Source organism: Enterobacter sp. FB, assembly GCF_000805795.1.
In the GTDB taxonomy this organism is placed as follows: domain Bacteria; phylum Pseudomonadota; class Gammaproteobacteria; order Enterobacterales; family Enterobacteriaceae; genus Enterobacter; species Enterobacter roggenkampii.
Genome location: NZ_JSZC01000016.1, coordinates 36,703 through 57,804, shown reverse-complemented (window position 1 = coordinate 57,804; position 21,102 = coordinate 36,703). Strand labels below are relative to the sequence as shown.

At 55.9% G+C, this 21,102-nt stretch carries 19 protein-coding genes and 1 tRNA gene; 10 read left to right on the top strand and 10 right to left on the bottom strand.

Annotation, left to right across the window (positions count from 1 at the left end):
• The first annotated feature begins 230 nt into the window (after positions 1–230).
• Positions 231–1,850 (top strand): ABC-F family ATP-binding cassette domain-containing protein, encoded by a 1,620-nt coding sequence (locus PI91_RS21050; protein ID WP_039267029.1) that lies wholly within the window; start codon positions 231–233, stop codon positions 1,848–1,850.
• Positions 1,851–1,889: 39 nt separating this feature from the next.
• Here the strand turns inward: PI91_RS21050 and PI91_RS21045 are convergent, their stop codons facing one another.
• Positions 1,890–2,177 (bottom strand): HTH-type transcriptional regulator, encoded by a 288-nt coding sequence (locus tag PI91_RS21045; protein ID WP_008502755.1) that lies wholly within the window; start codon positions 2,175–2,177, stop codon positions 1,890–1,892.
• A gap of 331 nt (positions 2,178–2,508) precedes the next feature.
• Here PI91_RS21045 and PI91_RS21035 point away from each other — a divergent pair, with 331 nt between their 5' ends.
• Positions 2,509–3,219 (top strand): DUF3053 domain-containing protein, encoded by a 711-nt coding sequence (locus tag PI91_RS21035; RefSeq protein WP_008502756.1) that lies wholly within the window; start codon positions 2,509–2,511, stop codon positions 3,217–3,219.
• 247 nt (positions 3,220–3,466) lie between these two features.
• Positions 3,467–3,679: an RNA chaperone/antiterminator CspA gene (cspA, locus tag PI91_RS21030; protein ID WP_003860775.1), complete on the top strand. Its 213-nt coding sequence runs from the start codon at positions 3,467–3,469 to the stop codon at positions 3,677–3,679.
• Positions 3,680–3,737: 58 nt separating this feature from the next.
• Here cspA and ghrB read toward each other — a convergent pair whose 3' ends face one another.
• From ghrB to PI91_RS21000, 6 genes are all read right to left on the bottom strand, one after another.
• Positions 3,738–4,712, bottom strand: a complete 975-nt coding sequence (gene ghrB, locus PI91_RS21025) for a glyoxylate/hydroxypyruvate reductase GhrB (RefSeq protein ID WP_023345234.1) — start codon at positions 4,710–4,712, stop codon at positions 3,738–3,740.
• Positions 4,713–4,740: 28 nt separating this feature from the next.
• Positions 4,741–6,021, bottom strand: coding sequence for an MFS transporter (locus PI91_RS21020; protein ID WP_032675755.1), 1,281 nt, complete (start codon positions 6,019–6,021; stop codon positions 4,741–4,743).
• A 116-nt stretch (positions 6,022–6,137) separates the two neighbouring features.
• Positions 6,138–7,076, bottom strand: a complete 939-nt coding sequence (locus PI91_RS21015) for a sugar kinase (protein WP_023294842.1) — start codon at positions 7,074–7,076, stop codon at positions 6,138–6,140.
• Positions 7,077–7,079: 3 nt separating this feature from the next.
• Positions 7,080–7,829: a sugar phosphate isomerase/epimerase gene (locus PI91_RS21010; protein WP_032635477.1), complete on the bottom strand. Its 750-nt coding sequence runs from the start codon at positions 7,827–7,829 to the stop codon at positions 7,080–7,082.
• A 103-nt stretch (positions 7,830–7,932) separates the two neighbouring features.
• Positions 7,933–8,949 (bottom strand): LacI family DNA-binding transcriptional regulator, encoded by a 1,017-nt coding sequence (locus PI91_RS21005; protein WP_023345235.1) that lies wholly within the window; start codon positions 8,947–8,949, stop codon positions 7,933–7,935.
• A gap of 179 nt (positions 8,950–9,128) precedes the next feature.
• Positions 9,129–9,791, bottom strand: coding sequence for an OmpA family lipoprotein (locus PI91_RS21000; RefSeq protein ID WP_008502762.1), 663 nt, complete (start codon positions 9,789–9,791; stop codon positions 9,129–9,131).
• Between the two features lie 212 nt (positions 9,792–10,003).
• On the opposite strand from PI91_RS21000, the gene PI91_RS20995 reads away from it, so the two are divergent.
• A complete protein-coding gene (locus PI91_RS20995; RefSeq protein ID WP_052232748.1) occupies positions 10,004–12,283 on the top strand; it encodes a molybdopterin guanine dinucleotide-containing S/N-oxide reductase in 2,280 nt (759 codons plus the stop codon).
• On the opposite strand, the gene PI91_RS20990 is transcribed toward PI91_RS20995, so the two are convergent.
• Both PI91_RS20990 and tag read right to left on the bottom strand, forming a co-directional pair.
• Complete coding sequence (locus PI91_RS20990; RefSeq protein WP_039267027.1) at positions 12,246–12,692, bottom strand: N-acetyltransferase; 447 nt, start codon at positions 12,690–12,692, stop codon at positions 12,246–12,248. The two genes, PI91_RS20995 and PI91_RS20990, sit on opposite strands and share 38 nt — an antisense overlap.
• Complete coding sequence (tag, locus tag PI91_RS20985; RefSeq protein ID WP_021242476.1) at positions 12,670–13,251, bottom strand: DNA-3-methyladenine glycosylase I; 582 nt, start codon at positions 13,249–13,251, stop codon at positions 12,670–12,672. The genes PI91_RS20990 and tag overlap by 23 nt, the downstream gene beginning before the upstream one ends.
• Before the next feature lie 165 nt (positions 13,252–13,416).
• On the opposite strand from tag, the gene PI91_RS20980 reads away from it, so the two are divergent.
• The gene (locus tag PI91_RS20980) at positions 13,417–14,112 is read left to right on the top strand and encodes an autotransporter domain-containing protein (RefSeq protein ID WP_021242477.1); all 696 of its coding nucleotides are present in this window, start codon (positions 13,417–13,419) and stop codon (positions 14,110–14,112) included.
• A 239-nt stretch (positions 14,113–14,351) separates the two neighbouring features.
• Positions 14,352–15,554, top strand: a complete 1,203-nt coding sequence (locus PI91_RS20975; RefSeq protein WP_008502767.1) for an MFS transporter — start codon at positions 14,352–14,354, stop codon at positions 15,552–15,554.
• Here the strand turns inward: PI91_RS20975 and PI91_RS26565 are convergent.
• Positions 15,545–15,679, bottom strand: coding sequence for a hypothetical protein (locus PI91_RS26565; RefSeq protein WP_255355298.1), 135 nt, complete (start codon positions 15,677–15,679; stop codon positions 15,545–15,547). The two genes, PI91_RS20975 and PI91_RS26565, sit on opposite strands and share 10 nt — an antisense overlap.
• 133 nt (positions 15,680–15,812) lie before the next feature.
• Here PI91_RS26565 and eptB point away from each other — a divergent pair, with 133 nt between their 5' ends.
• The 4 genes from eptB to dppB all read left to right on the top strand — a co-directional run bounded on the left by eptB (position 15,813) and on the right by dppB (position 21,097).
• Complete coding sequence (gene eptB / locus PI91_RS20970) at positions 15,813–17,504, top strand: kdo(2)-lipid A phosphoethanolamine 7''-transferase (protein ID WP_039267026.1); 1,692 nt, start codon at positions 15,813–15,815, stop codon at positions 17,502–17,504.
• Between the two features lie 91 nt (positions 17,505–17,595).
• Positions 17,596–17,672: transfer RNA gene (locus PI91_RS20965), tRNA-Pro, on the top strand.
• Positions 17,673–18,292: 620 nt separating this feature from the next.
• On the top strand, positions 18,293–19,900 hold the full coding sequence (gene dppA / locus PI91_RS20960; RefSeq protein ID WP_008502769.1) for a dipeptide ABC transporter periplasmic-binding protein DppA: 1,608 nt from the start codon (positions 18,293–18,295) through the stop codon (positions 19,898–19,900).
• A gap of 177 nt (positions 19,901–20,077) precedes the next feature.
• Positions 20,078–21,097, top strand: a complete 1,020-nt coding sequence (gene dppB, locus PI91_RS20955; protein WP_024909087.1) for a dipeptide ABC transporter permease DppB — start codon at positions 20,078–20,080, stop codon at positions 21,095–21,097.
• Positions 21,098–21,102 lie beyond the last annotated feature (5 nt).

Sequence of the window (21,102 nt, the reverse complement as noted above, 5' to 3'; positions counted from 1 at the left end):
TGCGCTCGTTGTGACAAATGCTAAAAACCCGCTTCGGCGGGTTTTTTTATAGTGTGTTGCTGAAAATTTAACCTTGAAATGGTCAACCCATTACCGCTATCCTTATCCCCGTTAACTTTCTCGCGCTGGAGTGCCCCCCAAAAATGAACAAACACGACTGATGAATTTCGATCCTTGCTAAAACGCCACCGCGTCGGCAGGGGATGTTTTGATTTCATTCAGGAGTGCTTATGGCTCATTTTGCGCAGTCCCCTTCTTTTATTTTGCATCAGGTCACCTGTCAGTTTCCGACGGGCGATACCCTTTTTGGTCCGCTGAATCTCACGCTGGAACCCTCCCTGTGCGCGCTGGTTGGCCGCAACGGCAGCGGAAAAACGCGTCTGCTGCGTCTGCTGGCGGGGCTGGACGAACCGGCTACCGGTCATATTGAACGCTTTGGCTCGCATGCCTGGGTGGCGCAGCAGCATGTTATTTCTTCGCAGACGACGCTGGCTGAACTTCTCGGGTATGACGCGATTTTTGCGGCGCGTAAGCGCATTGACAGTGGTGATTATCAGCCTGACGATCTGGCGTTGCTCGACGGCTACTGGGATATCGCCGAACGTCTGAGCGAAGCGTTTATCAATGCGACGCTCCCACCGTTTGAGCCTGATAAGCCCGCCATAGAACTCAGCGGCGGCGAGCGCATCCGCGCCCTGCTGTGCGGGGCGTTTACGGCGGGCGCGGACTTTCTTCTGCTGGACGAACCGACTAACCATCTGGATCGACAAGGCCGGGCGTGGTTCTACGACCAGTTGAGTCGGTATCAGGGCGGCGTGCTGGTGGCCTCGCATGACCGCGAACTTCTGGAGCAGGTGCCGCGTATTCTTGAGCTGAGCGCCTCGGGTCTGCGCAGCTACGGCGGAAATTATGCGGATTATCAAGCCCAGCGCGATGCCGAACAGCAGGCTGCCCGCGCGGCGCTGGAACATGCGGCAACCGAGCGCAAACGCACCCGCGCGCGCATGCAAAAAGAGCATGATGACAGCCAGCGGCGGTCGGCAAAGACGTTACGCACCGTCGATACCCTGAATATCGCATCGTTCGAGCGGGTCAAATATAAAGGCGCGGCAAAGGAACGTATCGGCACCTGGAAAAAACAGCACAGCGAGCAAAACGAAGCGCTGAACGCCGCGGTAAACAAGGCGCGTGAACGCGTTGAAGACGATAATCCGGTGATGTTCACTTTACCGGGGAGTCAGATCCCGGAGGGGAAGCAGGTGCTGGTGCTGGAGGATCTGGTGCTGCAGCATGTACCTGTTCATCCGCTTACCTGGCGGATGGACGGACCGATGCGCGTGGCGTTAAAGGGACCGAACGGCTGCGGGAAGTCGACGCTGTTAAAAACCCTCCTCGGCGAGGTTGCCCCCCGTTCGGGTAGCTATAAAGTGTCCGTCAGCTGCGCTTATCTCGACCAGCATCTCTCCCGTCTCGATCTCTCGCAATCGGTCATGACGCATCTCAATTTGAGTCATACCCCTCTGGAAGAGGGGGTATTGCGAACCCGTTTAGCGCAGCTTCAACTGGGGGCTGACAAAGTGATGCTCCCATTGGCGGCGCTCAGCGGCGGTGAGCGTCTTAAGGCTGCCCTGGCCTGCGTGCTGTGGCGCGCGGAGGCCACGCAGCTTCTGCTGCTGGATGAACCGACCAACCATCTGGATCTGGCTTCAGTCCAGGCCATTGAAGCGGCGCTGGCCGGTTTCCCTGGGGCACTGCTGGTGGTATCACACGATGAGGCGTTTTTAAGCGGCTTAACGTTAACGCATGAGCTGGTGTGGGAAGAGGCAGGTTGGCGTTGTGATAGCCTGTAAAACACAAGCCCCCGCAAAGGCGGGGGCATTCAATCTTCACTACGCGATCTGCTTGCTGAGTGCAGGGTTGGCCTGAATCAGGCGCATCAGCCGTAACTCGGTTGGGGTGGGTTTCTCACGTTTTGACTCCCACTCCTGCACCATAGCCACGCTGACACCCATCGCTCTGGCGAATTCTTCGGTTTTCAGTCCTGTCCCTTTGCGCAATTGCTCATATTCTGTAAAGGGATTGGATTTTTGTTGCAGGGTAATCGTCTGCGGTACATCTTTAAAAATGATCTGTTCCAGGCTGCTCAGCAGCTCAAACTCAGGATCTTTATATTCCATTGAGGACTCCTCTTAAATCTCACATCGTGATCAAGAACATCAGAGAGCCAGTTAAGAATAGTCCCTAATACCAACCCAGGATCGTCACGGGTGTGATTAATCGTGCGGTAACGATCGCTGTATCCGATTCAGCAATATGGAGAGTTATGCTAATTCCCTGATTAGTCATATGTCGGCTTCGCCAGGTATTTTTTTGTAAATGGTAAGAAATAAATCGGCAATAGCCGTTTTGCATGAAAAGAGTATCTTGCAAGGCTGACCTGGACTATCCTTGTCAGCGTCGGGCACGCGTGTGCCGGTGTGCGCTTTTTTGGGTGAAAGGAGTAATAAAATGGCGACAGGAAAGTCCTGCTCTCGCTGGTTTGCGCCTATTGCGGCGTTGTTGATGGTTGTTAGCCTGAGTGGGTGTTTTGATAAAGAAGGCGATCAGCGCAAAGCGTTTATCGATTTTCTGCAGAATACAGTGATGCGCAGCGGCGAGCGGTTGCCAACGCTGACTGCGGATCAGAAAAAACAGTTTGGCCCCTTTGTGTCCGATTACGCCATTCTTTATGGTTATTCACAGCAGGTGAGCCAGGCGATGGACTCCGGTATCCGCCCGGTAGTGGATAGCGTGAACGCCATCCGCGTTCCACAGGATTACATGACGCAGCGTGAACCATTGCGTCAGTCCAACGGTGCGCTTGGCGTGCTGAGCCAGCAGCTGCAGAATGCGAAAATGCAGGCTGACGCGTCACGTTCTGCGCTGAAGCAGGGCGACGATCTCAAACCGGTCTTCGACAAAGTGTATGAGAAAGTGGTGACCAAACCGTCAGAAGCACTGCAACCGTTGATTCCGGCCGCGCAAATCTTCACGCAGCAGCTGGTCCAGGTGGGTGACTTTATTGCCCAGCAGAATACGCAGGTAAGCTTTGTTGCCAACGGTATTCAGTTCCCGACCTCCCAGCAGGCAAGCCAGTACAATACGCTGATTGGGCCGCTGGCCTCCCAGCATCAGGCCTTCAGCCAGGCCTGGAGTGCCGCAGTCGCTGCCACAGAATAAACCGAAAAAACCCCGCTTCTGGCGGGGTTTTTTTATGCGTTGCGAAAATAACGCTTGTCATTCCTCTACCACATCGGTATAACTATTCCCGTCGGTTTGTTACACAGACCTAAAGCAGTTTAGTAAAGCAGTCCAGATTGTTATCCATAGATACCCTTCGTAGTGACCCTTCCTTCATCGCTTAAAAATCTGTAACGCAATCCATCAAGCCGGAAGGCACAATATATTTGTTAATAAGGTAATTTCTATGTCTGCTAAAATGACTGGTCTGGTAAAATGGTTCAACGCTGATAAAGGTTTCGGCTTCATCACTCCTGACGATGGCTCTAAAGACGTGTTCGTACACTTCTCTGCTATCCAGAACGATGGCTACAAATCTCTGGACGAAGGTCAGAAAGTTTCCTTCACCATCGAAAGCGGCGCTAAAGGCCCAGCAGCTGGTAACGTTGTAAGCCTGTAAGCTTCCAACCCAGTAGCAAAGAATTCAAAAACCCGCCTTCTGGCGGGTTTTTTCGTTTCTATCGTTGCACCTGCGGGTTCACGCAGTTTCTCTCCACCTTTCCGCTAAGGGCGGCAATAAGGTTATCGACCGCGGTGGCCGCCATGTTGTAGCGCGTCTCATGGGTGGCTGAGCCGATGTGGGGCAGGGCAACCACGTTAGGCATTGTCAGCAGCGGGGAGTCCACCGGCAGCGGCTCCTGCTCAAACACGTCCAGACCTGCTGCATGGATCTCACCGTTTTTCAGAGCCTCAATCAGCGCCTTCTCATCCACCACCGGGCCACGACCCGCGTTGATGAAAATGGCAGATGCCTTCATTTTTTCAAACGCCTCTTTACCAATCAGATGACGGGTTTCATCCGTCAGCGGCAGCACCAGGCAGACAAAATCGGCTTCCTGCAGCAGGGCATCCAGCTCGCAGTAACGGGCGTTGAAGCGTTCTTCGGCTTCACTGTGATGGCGACGCGCGTTATACAGAATCGGCATGTTAAAACCAAAATGGGCGCGCTGCGCCAGCGCCAGCCCGATACGCCCCATACCGACAATGCCCAGCGTTTTGCCGTGAACATCCACGCCGAACCAGTCCGGACCAATGCTTTTTGTCCATTCGCCCGCTTTGACGCGCTCAGCCACTTCCACCACGCGACGGGCCGTGGTGAGCATGAGCGCCATCAGCGTATCGGCAACGGTTTCCGTCAGAGCATGCGGGGTATGCATCAGCAGGATTTTGCGGGCGTTAAGCGCATCCACGTCGAAGTTGTCGTAACCCACGGAAACGGTTGAGGTAGCACGCAGCTTCGGCATTTTCTCCAGCAGGGCGACATCCACTTTTTCGCTTGAACCCAGCAGGCCTTCCGCGCTCGCGAACGCGTCGGCGTGCTGTGCCACGGTTTCCGGGCGCAGGTTCTTCACCTGCGTGACGGTGAAGTGCTCTTCAAGGCGTTTCTGCAGATCTTCCGGCAGGGTTTTATACAAAATGACGGACGGCTTCATGCTAATCTCCGTTGATTTTTTTAAGGATTCAGGCGTGGCGAGCGCCGACAGGGTGTTGTTGATTATTAGCAGGCTTAACAATCAGAGTAAGCCATACCGAGGCGAAAAGCGCCACCCCCATAAAGATGTACGATGCGGATGGGCTGCCGGTGGCACCGTTCAGGTAACCGACGAACCAGGAGCCGCAGAACGAACCCAGCGCACCCATGCTGTTAATCAGCGCCATCGCGCCACCCGCCACGTTACGCGGCAGCATCTCGGGGATGATGGCAAAGAACGGTCCGTAAGGGGCGTACATGGCCGCACCGGCAACCACCAGCAGCGTATAAGAGATCCAGAAGTGGTTTACGCCCACGGCCCAGGAGCCAATAAAGGCGAAGGCGGCAATCAGCAGCAGCGGCCAGACAAACAGCTTGCGGTTCTGCAGCTTGTCCGACGCCCAGGAAACGATAATCATCGCGATGGTTGCCGCCAGATACGGTACGGATGACAGCCAGCCTACTTCGACCATGCCGAGGTTTTCACCGCCGCTGCGGATAATGGACGGCAGCCACAGCACAAAGCCGTACACGCCAATGCTCCAGGTAAAGTACTGCGCGCAGAGCAGGATCACGTTACGCGAGCGGAAGGCTTCACCATAGTTACGCACCGCCTTCAGGCCTTGCTGTTCTTTGTCCAGCTGCGCCTGCAGCGCCGCTTTTTCGTCTTCGGAAAGCCATTTCGCCTGGGCTGGTTTATCTTTCACCAGTACCCACCAGCAGAAGGCCCAGATAATTGCCGGTACCCCTTCAATGATAAACATCTCGCGCCAGCCGAAGGACTGGATCAGGTAGCCGGACACCACCGACATCCACAGTACCGTGACCGGGTTACCGAGGATCAGGAAGGTATTCGCGCGCGAGCGCTCAGATTTGGTAAACCAGTTGCTGATGTAGATCAGCATCGCGGGCATAACCGCCGCCTCAACGACGCCGAGGATAAAGCGAATGGCGGCCAGGGCAGGAATATTGTTCACCATGCCGGTCAGCGACGCGCAGGCGCCCCACAGGATCAGACAGATGAAGATCAGCTTACGCACGCTGCGGCGTTCCGCATAGATCGCGCCGGGGATCTGGAAGAAGAAGTAGCCCAGGAAGAAAAGGGCACCCAGCAGGGAGGAGATCCCTTTGGTGATCCCGAGGTCCTCGGTGATCCCCGCGGCGGACGCGAAGCTGAAGTTGGCTCGGTCAAGGTACGCCAGGCTGTACGTGATAAACACGATTGGCATGATGTACCACCAGCGTTTTACTGCATTGGTCGAACTGTTCATAGGCTTGCCTCTGTTGTTGAGGTTGTTACCGCCGTTGTCTGTAGGGTACACGGTGGCTTAATTATCTGGTGCGGCTTGCTGCCTCACCCTGGCCCTCTCCCACAGGGAGAGGGAATTTAAACGCCGAGCTGTGCTCGCGTTGGTAATCCTTCGCTGTCGCCCTGCACCTGAATGGCCAGCGAGCCAATCTTGTTGCCTCGCGCGACGGCCTGCGGCAGCGTTTTACCTTCCAGCAGGGCGCTAATCACGCCCACGGCAAAGCCGTCACCTGCGCCGACGGTGTCGACGACGTTCTCGACCTTCACTGCCGCGACCGCGCCCTGCTCGCCGTTGGCCGTTTTAAACCACGCGCCATCGGCACCGGTCTTCAGCACCACCGCTTTTACCCCTTTATTCAGGTAGAAGTCGGCGATGCCTTCCGGCGTGCTTTCGCCGGTCAGAATCATCCCTTCTTTCAGGCCTGGCAGAACCCAGTCCGCCCGGAACGCCAGACGGTTCAGTTTCTCCACCATTTCCGCTTCGCTTTTCCACAGCACCGGACGCAGGTTGGGGTCGAACGATAGGGTTTTCCCCTGAGCTTTCATGGTGGTCGCGGCATGATCCAGCAGCTCATACGAGCTGGCAGAGAGTGCCGCGGCTACGCCGCTCAGGTGCAGATGACGTGCGGAGGCAAAGTAATCGGCGTGGTAATCCGCGACAGAAAGGTGGCTTGCAGCCGAGCCTTTGCGGAAATACTCCACGATGGGATCGGTTCCATTTTCGACCTTGGATTTAAGCTGAAAGCCGGTAGGGAAGCGTCCGTCGAGGGTGACCCCTGCAGCATCAATCCCCTCTTTTTTCAGCGAATCGAGAACGAAATGGCCAAAGCTGTCATCCCCCACGCGGCTGACCCAGCCCACGTTCAGGCCGAGACGCGCCAGGCCGGTCGCGACGTTCAGCTCTGCGCCTGCGACGCGTTTGATAAAGTGCTCCACCGCACTCAGCTCGCCCGTTTCGGTGGCGACAAACATGGCCATGGCCTCGCCGATCGTGATGACATCCAGCGTCTTGTGCATGGTTTACTCCTCGCGCAGCAGGTTGACGTAATGGCGGGTAACGGCGGTTAAATCCGCCCCTTCCAGCGGGAATTCGATACCGCGCGGGGCATCGGCAGGCAGCTGGCCGAGCAGATCCAGCCAGCGCGCATCAGCGCGGTCCGGTGCGACGGCGCGGAAGTTATCTTTATGCGGCACGGCGGCTTTCACGTGGATATAGCTCACCGCAGGGGCCAGATGACGCGCGGCCTCTTCAGGGGAGTCGCCCACCCACAGCCAGTTCCCCATATCGAAGGTCAGCGTGACGGGGAGCGCCATTTCCCGACAGGCGGCCTGGAAGCGCTGCATGGGCGCGAGCTGTCCGCAGTCGGTCTGATCGTTCTCCACGACCAGCGCCATGCCGCTGGTATTCAGCAGCGTACGCAGGGCGTCGAGCGGTTGCGTGTCGCTGAAATGGCCCAGGGAAACCTTCAGCCAAAGTGCGTTCAGAGTGTTGGCTTCAGAAAGATAGCGGGGCAGGTCCGGGTTGAGGGTGCCGTCGGGCATAAACAGGGCGGCGGGTGCGGAGTAGCACGCCAGCAGACCCAGCAGCTCAATGGATTCGCCCAGCGCGGGCAGCGCCAACAGCTCTTCGCTGTTGAACAGTTCCCGGCGGATCTCCACGCCGTCTGCCCCCGCGCCAGCAATAACGGGGAGCATCGCCCGTTGACCGCCCGCCTGTCGCACCTGTTCCGCACCGTACGCGGCGGTGACCACCATAATTTTCCTGCCCATCTTCGGACTCCATCGCAACATATCAATACTATTACGCTAGATGGAACCGGTTCCAAAGAAAAGGTCAGGATGTTGAATTTATGATCGCTATCACAAGGGAAATTTAACGCGCGGTGGAGCCACGAACGATCAGCTCGCCGGAGAAGACCTGCTCGCGAACGGCATCGCTGGTGCCTTCAATACGACGAACGACTTGTTCAACAGCAGCATAGCCAATCTGCCAGGTAGGCTGTTTGAGGGTAGTAATGCCGACGCCAGCCAGCTCCGCCCACTCCAGTTCATCAAACCCCAGCAGACCGATATCGCTGCCCCAGTGCAGGCCAATGCGCTTGAGCGAGCGGGCGACCTGCAGCGTCAGCGCCCCGTTGGCGGAGATAACCGCTTTGCGCATCCCACGATGGCGCGTATGGAACTGACGCAGGGTGTTGTCGAGCTGCCCGGCTTCGTGAAGCGGCGTTTCGGCATTTTCGGCGATCACGCCGGGATAACGCTCCAGCGTGGCGCGAAATGCGCTCAGGCGTTCACGTCGGGTGTTGACCATCCCCAGCGGTTCACTCAGAAACAGAATGGCCTCGAAGCCCTGTTCAATCAGATGTTCGGTGGCGGTCGTGGCGGCCTGGATGTTATCCAGCCCGACCACGTCGCAGGCAAATTCCGGGATTTTACGGTCGATGAGGACCATTGGCAGGGAGGATTGCTGCAGGCGATTTAAGCCTTCTTCACGCATGCCTACCGCGTTGACCACAATCCCTTCCACCTGATAGCTGCGCAGCAGGTCGAGATAATGCAGCTCCTGGTCGACTTCGTTGTTGGTATTACAGACCAGCGGCGTGAAACCCTTCTCGCGACAGGCGGCTTCGATACCGCTGAGCACGTTCACGGAGTAGGGGTTGGTGATATCGGCGATGATCAGCCCGATAAGGCGGGTGCGGCCGCGTTTGAGCCCGCGCGCCATGAGGCTGGGACGGTAGTCGAGATCGGCAATAGCCTGTTCAATACGCGCCAGCAACGCATCGGATAGCAGGTGTTTCTCGCCGTTAAGGTAGCGCGAAATGCTGGTTTTGCCGGTTTTGGCGGCTTTCGCCACGTCGCTGATGGTGGCCCGGGCTGGTTTGCTCATCGCTGATTTCCCTGAATTTAGTGAGAATACCTTAGCGGGAAAATCGGACGAATCAAGTAATTTGCCCGGTGGCGCTGCGCTTACCGGAGGTTGCGGCCTGATGCCCTCACCCCAACCATCTCCCACGGGAGAGGGCGCAAACACTAAAAACGGCAACGGGGTTGCCGTTTTGCTATTACCTACTGAATTGGGCTTAACGTAATCTCTACGCGGCGGTTCTGCGCTTTGCCTTCCGCCGTGCTGTTGCTGGCGATAGGGTTGGCAGGGCCCATGCCGCTGGTGCGGATGCGGTTTGCTTCAACGCCCTGGGTAATCAGCGAGCTGGCCACGGAATCGGCGCGCTGCTGGGACAGACGCATGTTCAGATCCTGGCTGCCGGTGCTGTCGGTGTAGCCAATCACGTTCACGGCGGTCTTGTTGTACTCTTTCAGCACCATCGCCACGCCGGTAAGGGTGTTCGCACCCGCGGGTTTCAGCGTTGCGCTGCTGCTGTCGAAGGTGACGTTGTTCGGCATGTTCAGGATGATGTTATCGCCGCTGCGCGTCACGCTCACGCCGGTTCCCTTCATTTTGTCGCGCAGTTTTGCTTCCTGCACGTCCATGTAATAACCGACGCCGCCGCCCAGGGCCGCGCCCGCCGCTGCGCCAATCAGCGCGCCTTTGCCGCGGTCTTTCTTGGAGGAGGAGAGCGCCCCAACGCCTGCGCCGACCAGCGAGCCGATACCCGCGCCAATGCCGGATTTACCCGCTTCGCGCTCACCGGTGTAAGGGTTGGTTGTGCAGCCAGAAACAGCCAGTGCACCGCTCACCAGAGCGGCAATAACGAGTACGCGTTTTTTCATCTTCTTTCCTTAATCCTTTTTATTCTTTGCCACGGCGAACGTGGCAGTTGATTATGACGTCCAGATACGGAGAAAATTCCGGGTATAACTCTGAAATTTGTGACAAACCATAAACGGTCTCAGCAAGAAGGCCGTAAAACCTGCACGCAACCAGGAGCGCACGCTTGAGCACCTCAACGAAAACCATTCTGACCGCCGCCCACTGGGGGCCAATGCTGGTCGAAACCGATGGCGAAAATGTTCTGTCGTCTCGCGGAGCATTGCCAACACAACATCCCAACTCTTTACAGACCGTCGTTCGCGATCAGGTGCACAGCAAAACACGCGTGCGCTGGCCGATGGTGCGTAAAGGTTTTCTCGCCTCACCTGACAAGCCGCAGGGCATTCGCGGTCAGGATGAGTTTGTTCGCGTGAGCTGGGATGACGCGCTGGCGCTGATCCACACCCAGCACAAGCGCATTCGCGACAGTTACGGTCCGTCGTCCATTTTCGCCGGGTCCTACGGCTGGCGCTCTAACGGGGTGCTGCACAAGGCATCGACGCTGCTGCAGCGCTATATGAGCCTGGCGGGCGGCTATACCGGTCATCTGGGGGATTACTCCACCGGTGCAGCGCAGGCGATCATGCCGTACGTCGTGGGCGGGAACGAGGTGTACCAGCAGCAGACCAGCTGGCCGCTGGTGCTGGAACATACCGACGTGGTGGTGCTGTGGAGCGCTAACCCTCTTAACACGCTGAAAATTGCCTGGAATGCCAGCGACGAGCAGGGCATTGGCTATTTCGACGCGCTGCGCAAAAGCGGCAAGCGCATCATCTGCATTGACCCGATGCGCTCTGAAACCCTGGATTTCTTCGGCGACAGCGCCGAGTGGATTGCCCCACATATGGGCACCGACGTGGCAATGATGCTGGGTATCGCCCATACCCTGGTGGAAAACGGCTGGCACGATGTCGAATTCCTGACGCGCTGTACCACCGGCTTCGATAAATTCGCCGACTATCTGACGGGTAAAACGGATGGCGTGGCCAAAACGGCAGAGTGGGCGGCTGACATTTGCGGTGTTTCTGCGGATAAACTCCGCGAACTGGCGGCGTTATTCCATAAAAACACCACGATGTTGATGTCCGGCTGGGGGATGCAGCGCCAGCAGTTTGGCGAGCAGAAACACTGGATGCTGGTGACCCTTGCCGCGATGCTTGGGCAGATCGGTACGCCGGGCGGCGGTTTTGGTCTCTCCTATCATTTTGCCAATGGCGGTAACCCCACGCGTAAAGCGGCGGTGCTGGCGTCTTTGCAGGGCTCGGTGCAGGGCGGCGTGGATGCGGTGGATAAAATCCCGGTGGCGCGTATTGTTGAAGCCCTGGAAAATCCGGGCGGGTTCTATCAGCACAATGGTCTGGACCGCCACTTCCCGGATATTAAATTTGTCTGGTGGGCGGGCGGGTCAAACTTCACGCACCATCAGGATACCAACCGCCTGATCCGCGCCTGGCAGAAGCCGGAGCTGGTGGTGATTTCAGAGTGCTTCTGGACCGCCTCGGCGAAACACGCTGATATCGTGCTCCCGGCGACCACCTCGTTTGAGCGTAACGATCTCACCATGACCGGCGACTACAGCAACCAGCATATGGTCCCGATGAAGCGCGTGGTGGCCCCGCGCGATGAGGCGCGTGATGATTTCGACGTGTTTGCTGAACTGAGCGAGCGGTGGGAAGCGGGCGGTCGCGCGCGTTTTACCGAAGGAAAAACCGATCTCGAATGGCTGGAAACCTTCTACCAGATTGCCGGACAGCGCGGCGCGGCGCAGGGCGTGACGCTCCCGCCATTTACTGAGTTCTGGGAGGCGAACCAGATCGTCGAAATGCCGGAGAGCGAACAGAACGCGAAGTTTGTTCGTTTTGCCGATTTCCGCCGCGATCCGGAGAACCACCCGCTGAAAACCGAGAGCGGCAAGATCGTGATCTACAGCGAGCGCATCGCCAGCTTTGGCTATGCTGACTGCCCGCCGCATCCCACGTGGCTCGAGCCGGACGAATGGCACGGTAACGCCCGGCCGGATCAGCTGCAGGTATTATCTGCCCATCCCGCGCACCGTCTGCACAGCCAGCTTAACTATACCTCCCTGCGCGAGCAGTATGCGGTCGCCGGGCGAGAGCCCATCACGCTGAATACCCTTGATGCGCAAGCGCGCGGGATTGCGGACGGCGACGTGGTGCGCGTCTGGAACGCGCGTGGACAGGTGCTGGCAGGGGCGGTGGTGAGCGACGGGATTAAGCCGGGCGTGATCTGCATTCATCAGGGCGCATGGCCTGACCTTGAGCTCGCCGAAGGCGGTATCTGTAAAAACGGGGCGGTTAACGTGCTGACCAAAGATCTCCCCAGCTCGAAGCTGGGGAATGGTTGCGCAGGGAACACGGCGCTGGCCTGGGTCGAGAAATATGAGGGTCCCGAGCTTACCTTAACGGCGTTTGATCCGCCTGCCAGCTCATGATCCACGTCGGGTGTTGGGTGTCATCCTGCCAGGCGCTGTCTTCAATGCGAAAGCCGTGCGCATGGTAGAAATTCACCGCCCGGACATTTTTCTGATACACCTCCAGGGTTAAGTGCGGGAAGCGCTGTTGAACATGGTTCAGCAGCGCGCGCCCGATGCCTTTCCCGATGCATGACGGCGCCACAAACAGGGCGCCGACAAACTGAGACTGCATCACGCTGATAAATCCGCAAGGTTCGCCGTCCTGCTCCCAGACCCAGGTTTCAGCGGACGGCAGATAAACGTCCCGCACCATGGCCTCATTCTCTTTCCAGTAATTCGGCGCGATGAACGGATGCGCTTCCGTGGTACTTTCCAGCCACAGGCTCAGCAGCGGCGCGGTATTTTCATTTTGCCATTTGCGGATCATGATGGCCTCCCGGATGACAGAAGCAGCCGGTAACGTGGTCGTTGACCAGGCCACAGGCCTGCATAAAGGCGTAGCAGATGGTGGAGCCGACAAACTTAAAGCCGCGTTTTTTCAGGGCCTTCGAGAGCGCATCCGAGGCCGGAGTGGCGGCCGGAATTTCCGCGAGCGTGGTCGCCTCCGTGACTTGCGGAGCGTTATTCACAAACGTCCAGACAAAATCTGAAAATGATTCGCCGTTTTGTTCCATCGCCAGATAAGCGCGTGCGTTACCGATGATGGCCTGGATCTTGCCGCGATGGCGGATGATGCCGGCATCCTGCACCAGTCGCTCGACGTCCTCATCGGTCATCGCGGCGACGGCGACGGGGTCGAACTGGTGGAAAGCGCTGCGGTAATTTTCGCGTTTTTTCAGTACTGTAATCCATGATAACCCCGCCTGCTGGCCCTCCAGGCAGATCATCTCAAAGAGCTTTTTGCCATCCCTTTCCGGCACGCCCCATTCCCGATCGTGATAGTCGATATAAAGCTGATCCTGGCTTACCCAACCGCAACGTTCCATCCGTCATCTCCCTTATTGATACTGATTTCGCAAAAATTTCGTTCTGACTGGCTTGACGTGTTTACTATAAAGACAATAGTTAATACAGGGCCATATGCTCTCTAAGCTCTTCCTGAATAACGACAAATATCGCCGAATTCGGCTCTCTCTGGGGTCGCGTTGAAGATGATAAAAAAAATCAGTGGTCGCCATGCTGTGTCTGGTCTGGTGGGGATTTCAGCCTGCCTGTTTTTTTGTAATACAGCGTCTGCCTGGCAACAGGAATATATCGTTTCAGACGCCCAAAATAATACGGCGGAACGCTATACATGGGACGCGGATCACCAACCGCGCTATGAGGATATTCTCGCGGAGCGTATTCAGTCTTCGCAAAATGCGCCGGGTCTTGCTCTGAATATACCGTCTGGCAGCACGACAGAGGGGGCGATGAGCGTAGGATGGAATTTTCCCGTTTCAGCGCGAATTACCACCGGCCCGGTGGTGGCGTGGCGGTACGACGGCACGGCTCCCATGATGATCAACGAGTTTGGTGATAGCGCGTCGACACAGTCAGTTACGGACCCGCTCTGGCATGCCAGCGTCAGCACGCTGGGGTGGCGCGTTAACACCCAGTACGGCGATCTCCGGCCCTGGGCGCAGATCAGCTATAACCAACAGTTTGGTGAAAACCAGTGGAAATCGCAGTTTGGTATGCCGCAAACGCCAGCTCCTGCCCAAAACGGCAGCTGGATGGATGTCACCGTGGGAACGGATATTCCCTTTAATACGCACATGGCGGCCTATGCCTCGCTGGCTCAGGGGGAGCATACCACCACCGGTGAGGAGTTTTTATACACCCTCGGCGTCAGCGCCAATTTCTAGCGTTGTTACTTTTTTTAAACGTTACGATAACATCTCGAATACAATAACCACGGGCTTTACAGCGATAGCAGATACTAACACGCTGTCGCTTTATTCCCGTGCTAGGTCGTTCATTCCCGGTTCCAGGCATTTCATTCCGTTCCGCCTGCATTTCATGCCGTTTTACCCCAGGCATATTGAGGTTTTGTTTATCGTTGTCCTCAGCGAATTCCCTCAATTTATCTTGCAGGACAACTGCCATGAACACATCAACCTATAACCGCACGCGCTGGCTCACGCTCTTTGGTACCATCGTCACTCAGTTTGCGCTGGGATCTGTCTATACCTGGAGCCTGTTTAACAGTGCGCTTTCTGACAAACTCGGCGCACCGGTCAGCCAGGTCGCGTTCTCCTTTGGTTTGCTGAGCCTGGGTCTGGCGATTTCATCTTCCGTCGCGGGCAAGCTGCAGGAGCGTTTTGGCGTGAAGCGCGTGACCATGGCGTCCGGCATCCTGCTGGGGCTGGGCTTTTTCCTGACCGCGCATTCCAGCAATCTGATGATGCTCTGGCTGAGTGCGGGCGTGCTGGTGGGACTGGCGGACGGCGCGGGCTATCTGCTGACGCTGTCAAACTGCGTGAAGTGGTTCCCGGAACGTAAAGGCTTAATCTCTGCGTTTGCCATTGGTTCTTATGGTTTGGGCAGCCTCGGGTTCAAATTTATCGATGCCCATCTGCTGGCGTCCGTCGGTCTCGAAAAAACCTTTATGATCTGGGGCGCAATCGTGCTGGTGATGATTCTGTTCGGCGCCACGCTGATGAAGGATGCGCCGCAGCAGGAAGTGAAATCCGTGAATGGCGTGGTGGAGAATGATTTCACCCTCGCGCAGTCCATGCGTAAACCGCAGTACTGGATGCTGGCGGTGATGTTCCTGACGGCCTGCATGAGCGGCCTGTATGTCATCGGCGTCGCGAAAGATATCGCACAGGGGATGGTGAAACTGGATGCAGCCACGGCGGCCAACGCGGTGACCGTCATCTCCATTGCTAACCTCTCCGGTCGTCTGGTCCTCGGTATTCTGTCCGACAAAATCGCCCGCATCCGCGTGATTACGATTGGGCAGGTGGTTTCGCTGGTCGGTATGGCGGCGCTGCTGTTCGCTCCGCTGAATGAAGCCACCTTCTTCGCGGCAATTGCCTGCGTGGCCTTTAACTTCGGCGGCACCATTACCGTCTTCCCGTCACTGGTGAGCGAGTTCTTTGGCCTGAACAATCTGGCGAAAAACTACGGCGTGATCTATCTGGGCTTCGGGATCGGCAGTATCTGTGGCTCGCTGATTGCTTCACTGTTCGGCGGGTTCTACGTAACCTTCTGCGTGATATTTGCCTTGCTGATTATCTCCCTGGCGCTGTCAACCACGATTCGCCAGCCGCAACGTGAAGTTTTTAAAGAAGTTCATGCATAATCACGACGAGAAAGGCCGGTAATCCGGCCTTTTTGTTTTCTTAAAAGTGGAAATAAAGCGATTTTGTCTGTTTTTGGATTTGCTTTTTTGTAAATAACTGTACTGATCACACTCTCTTCTGCCACTTTTCCGCTTCCCTGTGGTCTACTTACCACGCCTGTAGACGTTTCATTGAACGATCCCCTGAGCGTATGTCTAATCTGCCCACTTTTTAATCGAGGTGGGCGGCGGTACTGTCCCTTTTTCCGGGTAGCTTGCATGAAATACATTAAATCGATGGCGCAACAAAAGCTCTGCTTTTTGCTGGCGTTGTACATCGGCCTGTTTATGAACGGCGCAGTTTTTTTCCGTCGGTTTGACGGTTACGCGCATGATTTTACCGTCTGGAAAGGAATTGCAGCGGTTGTCGAATTGGTCGCTGCGGTACTGGTCACCTTCTTTTTATTCCGTATTCTTACCCTGTTTGGCCGTCGCGTGTGGCGAGTGCTGGCAACGTTTATCGTGCTGTGCTCGGCGGGTGCCAGCTATTACATGACTTTTATGAACGTGGTGATTGGCTACGGCATTATTGCCTCGGTGATGACCACGGATATCGACCTCTCTAAAGAGGTTGTGGGGCTGCACTTTATCCTCTGGCTGGTAGCGGTCAGCGCCTTGCCGCTGCTGCTCATCTGGAGCAACCGCTGCCGCTATACCCTTGTTCACCAGATCCGCACGCCAGGAAAGCGATTCAGAAGCGTCGCCGTGGTGCTGCTGGCGGGCCTGATGGTCTGGGGGCCGATTCGTCTGCTGGAGGTGAAGCAGAAGAATGATGAGCGTACCTCCGGCGTGGATATGCCGAGCTACGGTGGCGTGGTTGCCAACTCTTATTTACCGTCTAACTGGATCTCCGCGCTAGGGCTGTATGCGTGGGCGCAGGTGGATGAGTCCTCGGATAATAAGTCGCTGATAAACCCGGCGAAGAAGTTTACCTATGTGGCGCCAAAGGATATTGACGATACCTACGTCGTCTTTATTATCGGAGAGACCACGCGCTGGGATCATATGGGCATTCTCGGCTATAACCGTGATACCACGCCTAAACTGGCGCAGGAAAAGAACCTGATTGCCTATCGTGGCTATTCCTGTGATACCGCCACCAAGCTTTCCCTGCGCTGCATGTTTGTGCGCGAGGGCGGGGCGAGCGATAACCCGCAGCGTACGCTAAAAGAGCAAAACGTCTTCTCGGTGCTGCATCAGCTTGGGTTTACCTCCGACCTCTATGCGATGCAGAGTGAGATGTGGTTCTACAGCAACACCATGGCGCAAAACATCTCCTACCGCGAGCAGATTGGCGCAGAGGCGCGCAACCGTGGCAAACCTGTCGATGACATGTTGCTGATTGATGAGATGAAACTCTCACTCAACGGGAATCCTGATGGTAAGCATATGATCATCCTTCATACCAAAGGGTCGCACTTTAACTACACGCAGCGCTACCCCCGCAGCTTTGCCAAATGGACGCCGGAGTGCGTCGGAGTGGATAAAGACTGCACCAAAGCCCAGTTGATTAACTCTTATGACAACTCCGTGATGTATGTGGATCACTTTATTGATTCGGTGATTGACCAGGTTCGCGATAAGAAGGCTATTGTCTTCTATGCGGCGGACCACGGTGAATCTATCAATGAGTTCGAACATCTGCACGGTACGCCACGCAAGATGGCGCCGCCGGAGCAGTTCCGCGTGCCAATGATGGTGTGGATGTCCGATAAGTACCTGGAAGACCCGGAGAAAGCGAAGATGTTTGCCCATCTGAAGAAAGAGGCGGAAATGAAGGTGCCGCGTCGTCACGTTGAACTGTACGACACCATTATGGGTTGTCTCGGCTACACCTCACCGAACGGTGGGATTAACGAAAACAACAACTGGTGTAAACTCCCTGCTAACAGCGCAAAAGCCGCGCAGTAGCTGCTCTGGCGAGAATATCGCCAGTTGAATGGCTTTTTGAAAATAAGGGATTGACGGGGGCGCACCTCAGCAGTAAGATGCGCTCCGCATTCGGCGAGTAGCGCAGCTTGGTAGCGCAACTGGTTTGGGACCAGTGGGTCGGAGGTTCGAATCCTCTCTCGCCGACCACATTCTGAAAAGGGCTAACCGTAAGGTTAGCCCTTTTTGCATTATGGCCTTAGCTCTTCAGAGTAATCAAAACGCCCCTTACGCCCGCTTCTCCCTGCCTGTTAACGATTTTGTGACATAATCCATTGTATTTTTTTATATATAGATTGATCTTTTTTCGCGTTGCTTATGGATAACCTCAGCATTTTTCGCTGTGCGTTTTAACGTTCGCGGTATTTAGTGCTCAGATAATCACCATTCTGCAAGAAAATTTACCCATTCTGAATAAAAGTTAATCACTGATTGTTGCGAAATATGAAGATAGTTGTGCTGCAACATGGCGAGTAGCATAAATTTCCCTGCTGAAAACTGACGCTCATGGTTTTTTTAATCTTTGTTTGCGGTTTCTCACACTCAGCGTAAATCCCCGTCACCTGTATTGACGTTTTCACATTCTGTTGACAGATTGTAGGGCATGAGGGGCATTTCAGGGACGATCTGCGCTGCAACTCAAACGCTCTTCTGAAAGGATTCTCCATCCCTTTAACGCCTTCGGGCACCTCCGACCGGACCGGGTAAAAAATAAATAAAGGTCTGGCGGCGTAACACAACAAAGCAAAACATCACATTGGAGCAGAATAATGAGTATTTCCTTGAAGAAGTCAGGGATGCTGAAGCTTGGTCTGAGCCTGGTGGCTATGACCGTGGCAGCAAGCGTACAGGCAAAAACCCTGGTTTACTGTTCTGAAGGCTCGCCGGAAGGCTTTAACCCACAGCTCTTTACCTCTGGTACGACTTACGACGCAAGCTCTGTACCGATCTATAACCGTCTGGTTGAATTCAAAACCGGCACCACGGAAGTGATTCCGGGTCTGGCCGAGAAGTGGGACGTCAGCGAAGACGGTAAAACCTACACCTTCCACCTGCGCAAGGGCGTGAAGTGGCAGGACAGCAAAGAATTCAAACCAACGCGCGACTTTAACGCCGACGACGTTGTGTTCTCCTTCGACCGTCAGAAAAACGCTCAGAACCCGTACCACAAAGTCTCTGGCGGCAGCTATGAATACTTCGAAGGGATGGGTCTGCCGGATCTGATCTCTGAAGTGAAAAAAGTGGACGATAATACCGTTCAGTTCGTGCTGACGCGTCCGGAAGCACCGTTCCTGGCTGACCTGGCCATGGACTTCGCCTCAATTCTCTCCAAAGAGTACGCGGACAATATGCTGAAAGCCGGTACGCCGGAAAAAGTCGACCTGAACCCAATCGGTACCGGTCCATTCCAGCTGCTGCAGTATCAGAAAGACTCCCGCATTCTGTACAAAGCGTTCGAAGGCTACTGGGGCACCAAGCCGAAGATTGATCGTCTGGTCTTCTCCATCACGCCTGATGCGTCAGTACGTTATGCAAAACTGCAGAAAAACGAATGCCAGGTGATGCCATACCCGAACCCGGCTGACATCGCCCGCATGAAGCAGGACAAGAACATCAACCTGCTGGAGCAGGCTGGCCTGAACGTGGGCTATCTCTCCTTCAACACCGAGAAGAAACCGTTTGATGACGTGAAAGTGCGTCAGGCGCTGACCTACGCGGTGAACAAAGAAGCGATCATCAAGGCGGTTTACCAGGGCGCTGGCGTTGCAGCCAAAAACCTGATCCCACCAACCATGTGGGGCTATAACGACGACGTTAAAGACTACTCCTACGATCCTGAGAAAGCGAAAGCGCTGCTGAAAGAAGCGGGCCAGGATAAAGGCTTCACCGTTGAGCTGTGGGCGATGCCGGTACAGCGTCCGTACAACCCGAACGCACGCCGTATGGCAGAAATGGTTCAGGCTGACTGGGCGAAGATTGGCGTACAGGCCAAGATTGTGACCTACGAGTGGGGCGAGTACCTGAAGCGCGCCAAAGCGGGTGAGCACCAGGCAGTGATGATGGGCTGGACCGGTGACAACGGGGATCCGGACAACTTCTTCGCCACCCTGTTCAGCTGTGCTGCAGCGAAAGACGGTTCTAACTACTCTCGCTGGTGCTACAAGCCGTTTGAAGACCTGATCCAGCCGGCGCGTGCGACCGACGATCACAACAAACGTATTGAACTGTACAAGCAGGCGCAGGTTGTTATGCACGATCAGGCTCCGGCGCTGATTGTTGCTCACTCCACCGTGTACGAGCCAGTGCGTAAAGAAGTGAAAGGCTACGTGGTTGATCCACTGGGCAAACACCACTTCGAAAACGTATCGGTTGAATAATTAAAAGCAACGCCAGGCGGCGCTGCGCTTGCACTGGCCTACGGTATGTAGGCCGGGTAAGCGTAGCGCCACCCGGCAGCAGTGCTTAATTCTCTCTCTGAAAGGAGAGGGGATAAGATTTGTGAGCAATACAGACGTCACGCCACTGGTCGTGCGTCATCAGAGAGAATCCGGGTTATGTTGCAGTTCATCCTCCGACGTCTGGGACTTGTTATCCCCACGTTTATCGGTATCACCCTTCTCACTTTTGCCTTCGTCCATATGATCCCCGGCGACCCGGTAATGATTATGGCGGGCGAGCGTGGTATTTCCCCTGAGCGCCATGCACAGCTGCTGGCTGAACTCGGCCTCGATAAGCCAATGTGGCAGCAGTATCTCCACTATATCTGGGGCGTGCTGCACGGTGATTTAGGGATTTCGCTGAAAAGCCGTCTTCCGGTGTGGGACGAGTTCGTGCCGCGTTTTAAAGCGACGCTGGAGCTTGGCGTCTGCGCCATGATTTTCGCCACCGCGGTGGGTATTCCTGTCGGGGTACTGGCTGCCGTTAAGCGTGGCTCTATTTTTGACCACACCGCTGTGGGCCTGGCGCTGACCGGCTACTCCATGCCTATCTTCTGGTGGGGCATGATGCTGATCATGCTGGTCTCGGTGCAGCTTAACCTGACACCGGTCTCCGGGCGCGTCAGCGATATGGTCTTCCTGGATGACACCAACCCGCTCACCGGCTTTATGCTGATTGATACGGCTATCTGGGGCGAAGAGGGCAACTTCATGGATGCCGTCGCGCATATGATCCTGCCTGCCATGGTGCTGGGCACCATTCCTCTGGCGGTGATCGTGCGTATGACCCGTTCATCGATGCTGGAAGTGCTGGGTGAGGATTATATCCGCACCGCGCGCGCCAAGGGCCTGACGCGTATGCGCGTTATCATCGTCCATGCGCTGCGTAACGCCATGCTGCCGGTGGTGACCGTTATCGGTCTCCAGGTGGGGACATTGCTGGCGGGGGCGATCCTGACCGAAACCATCTTCTCCTGGCCGGGCCTGGGTCGCTGGCTGATTGACGCGCTGCAACGCCGTGACTATCCGGTGGTGCAGGGCGGTGTGCTGCTGGTCGCGACGATGATTATCCTCGTCAACCTGCTGGTCGATTTGCTGTACGGCGTGGTGAACCCGCGTATTCGTCATAAGAAGTAAGGGGC

Coding starts and splice junctions, on each gene's coding strand:
- eptB (WP_039267026.1), top strand. CDS start 15,813: ATGAAATACATTAAATCGATGGCGCAACAAAAGCTCTGCTTTTTGCTG.
- tag (WP_021242476.1), bottom strand. CDS start 13,251: ATGGAACGTTGCGGTTGGGTAAGCCAGGATCAGCTTTATATCGACTAT.
- PI91_RS20995 (WP_052232748.1), top strand. CDS start 10,004: ATGCTGGTCGAAACCGATGGCGAAAATGTTCTGTCGTCTCGCGGAGCA.
- PI91_RS21020 (WP_032675755.1), bottom strand. CDS start 6,021: ATGAACAGTTCGACCAATGCAGTAAAACGCTGGTGGTACATCATGCCA.
- PI91_RS20990 (WP_039267027.1), bottom strand. CDS start 12,692: ATGATCCGCAAATGGCAAAATGAAAATACCGCGCCGCTGCTGAGCCTG.
- dppA (WP_008502769.1), top strand. CDS start 18,293: ATGAGTATTTCCTTGAAGAAGTCAGGGATGCTGAAGCTTGGTCTGAGC.
- PI91_RS21050 (WP_039267029.1), top strand. CDS start 231: ATGGCTCATTTTGCGCAGTCCCCTTCTTTTATTTTGCATCAGGTCACC.
- PI91_RS21045 (WP_008502755.1), bottom strand. CDS start 2,177: ATGGAATATAAAGATCCTGAGTTTGAGCTGCTGAGCAGCCTGGAACAG.
- dppB (WP_024909087.1), top strand. CDS start 20,078: ATGTTGCAGTTCATCCTCCGACGTCTGGGACTTGTTATCCCCACGTTT.
- PI91_RS21005 (WP_023345235.1), bottom strand. CDS start 8,949: ATGAGCAAACCAGCCCGGGCCACCATCAGCGACGTGGCGAAAGCCGCC.
- PI91_RS21000 (WP_008502762.1), bottom strand. CDS start 9,791: ATGAAAAAACGCGTACTCGTTATTGCCGCTCTGGTGAGCGGTGCACTG.
- cspA (WP_003860775.1), top strand. CDS start 3,467: ATGTCTGCTAAAATGACTGGTCTGGTAAAATGGTTCAACGCTGATAAA.
- PI91_RS21015 (WP_023294842.1), bottom strand. CDS start 7,076: ATGCACAAGACGCTGGATGTCATCACGATCGGCGAGGCCATGGCCATG.
- PI91_RS20975 (WP_008502767.1), top strand. CDS start 14,352: ATGAACACATCAACCTATAACCGCACGCGCTGGCTCACGCTCTTTGGT.
- PI91_RS21010 (WP_032635477.1), bottom strand. CDS start 7,829: ATGGGCAGGAAAATTATGGTGGTCACCGCCGCGTACGGTGCGGAACAG.
- PI91_RS21035 (WP_008502756.1), top strand. CDS start 2,509: ATGGCGACAGGAAAGTCCTGCTCTCGCTGGTTTGCGCCTATTGCGGCG.
- ghrB (WP_023345234.1), bottom strand. CDS start 4,712: ATGAAGCCGTCCGTCATTTTGTATAAAACCCTGCCGGAAGATCTGCAG.
- PI91_RS20980 (WP_021242477.1), top strand. CDS start 13,417: ATGATAAAAAAAATCAGTGGTCGCCATGCTGTGTCTGGTCTGGTGGGG.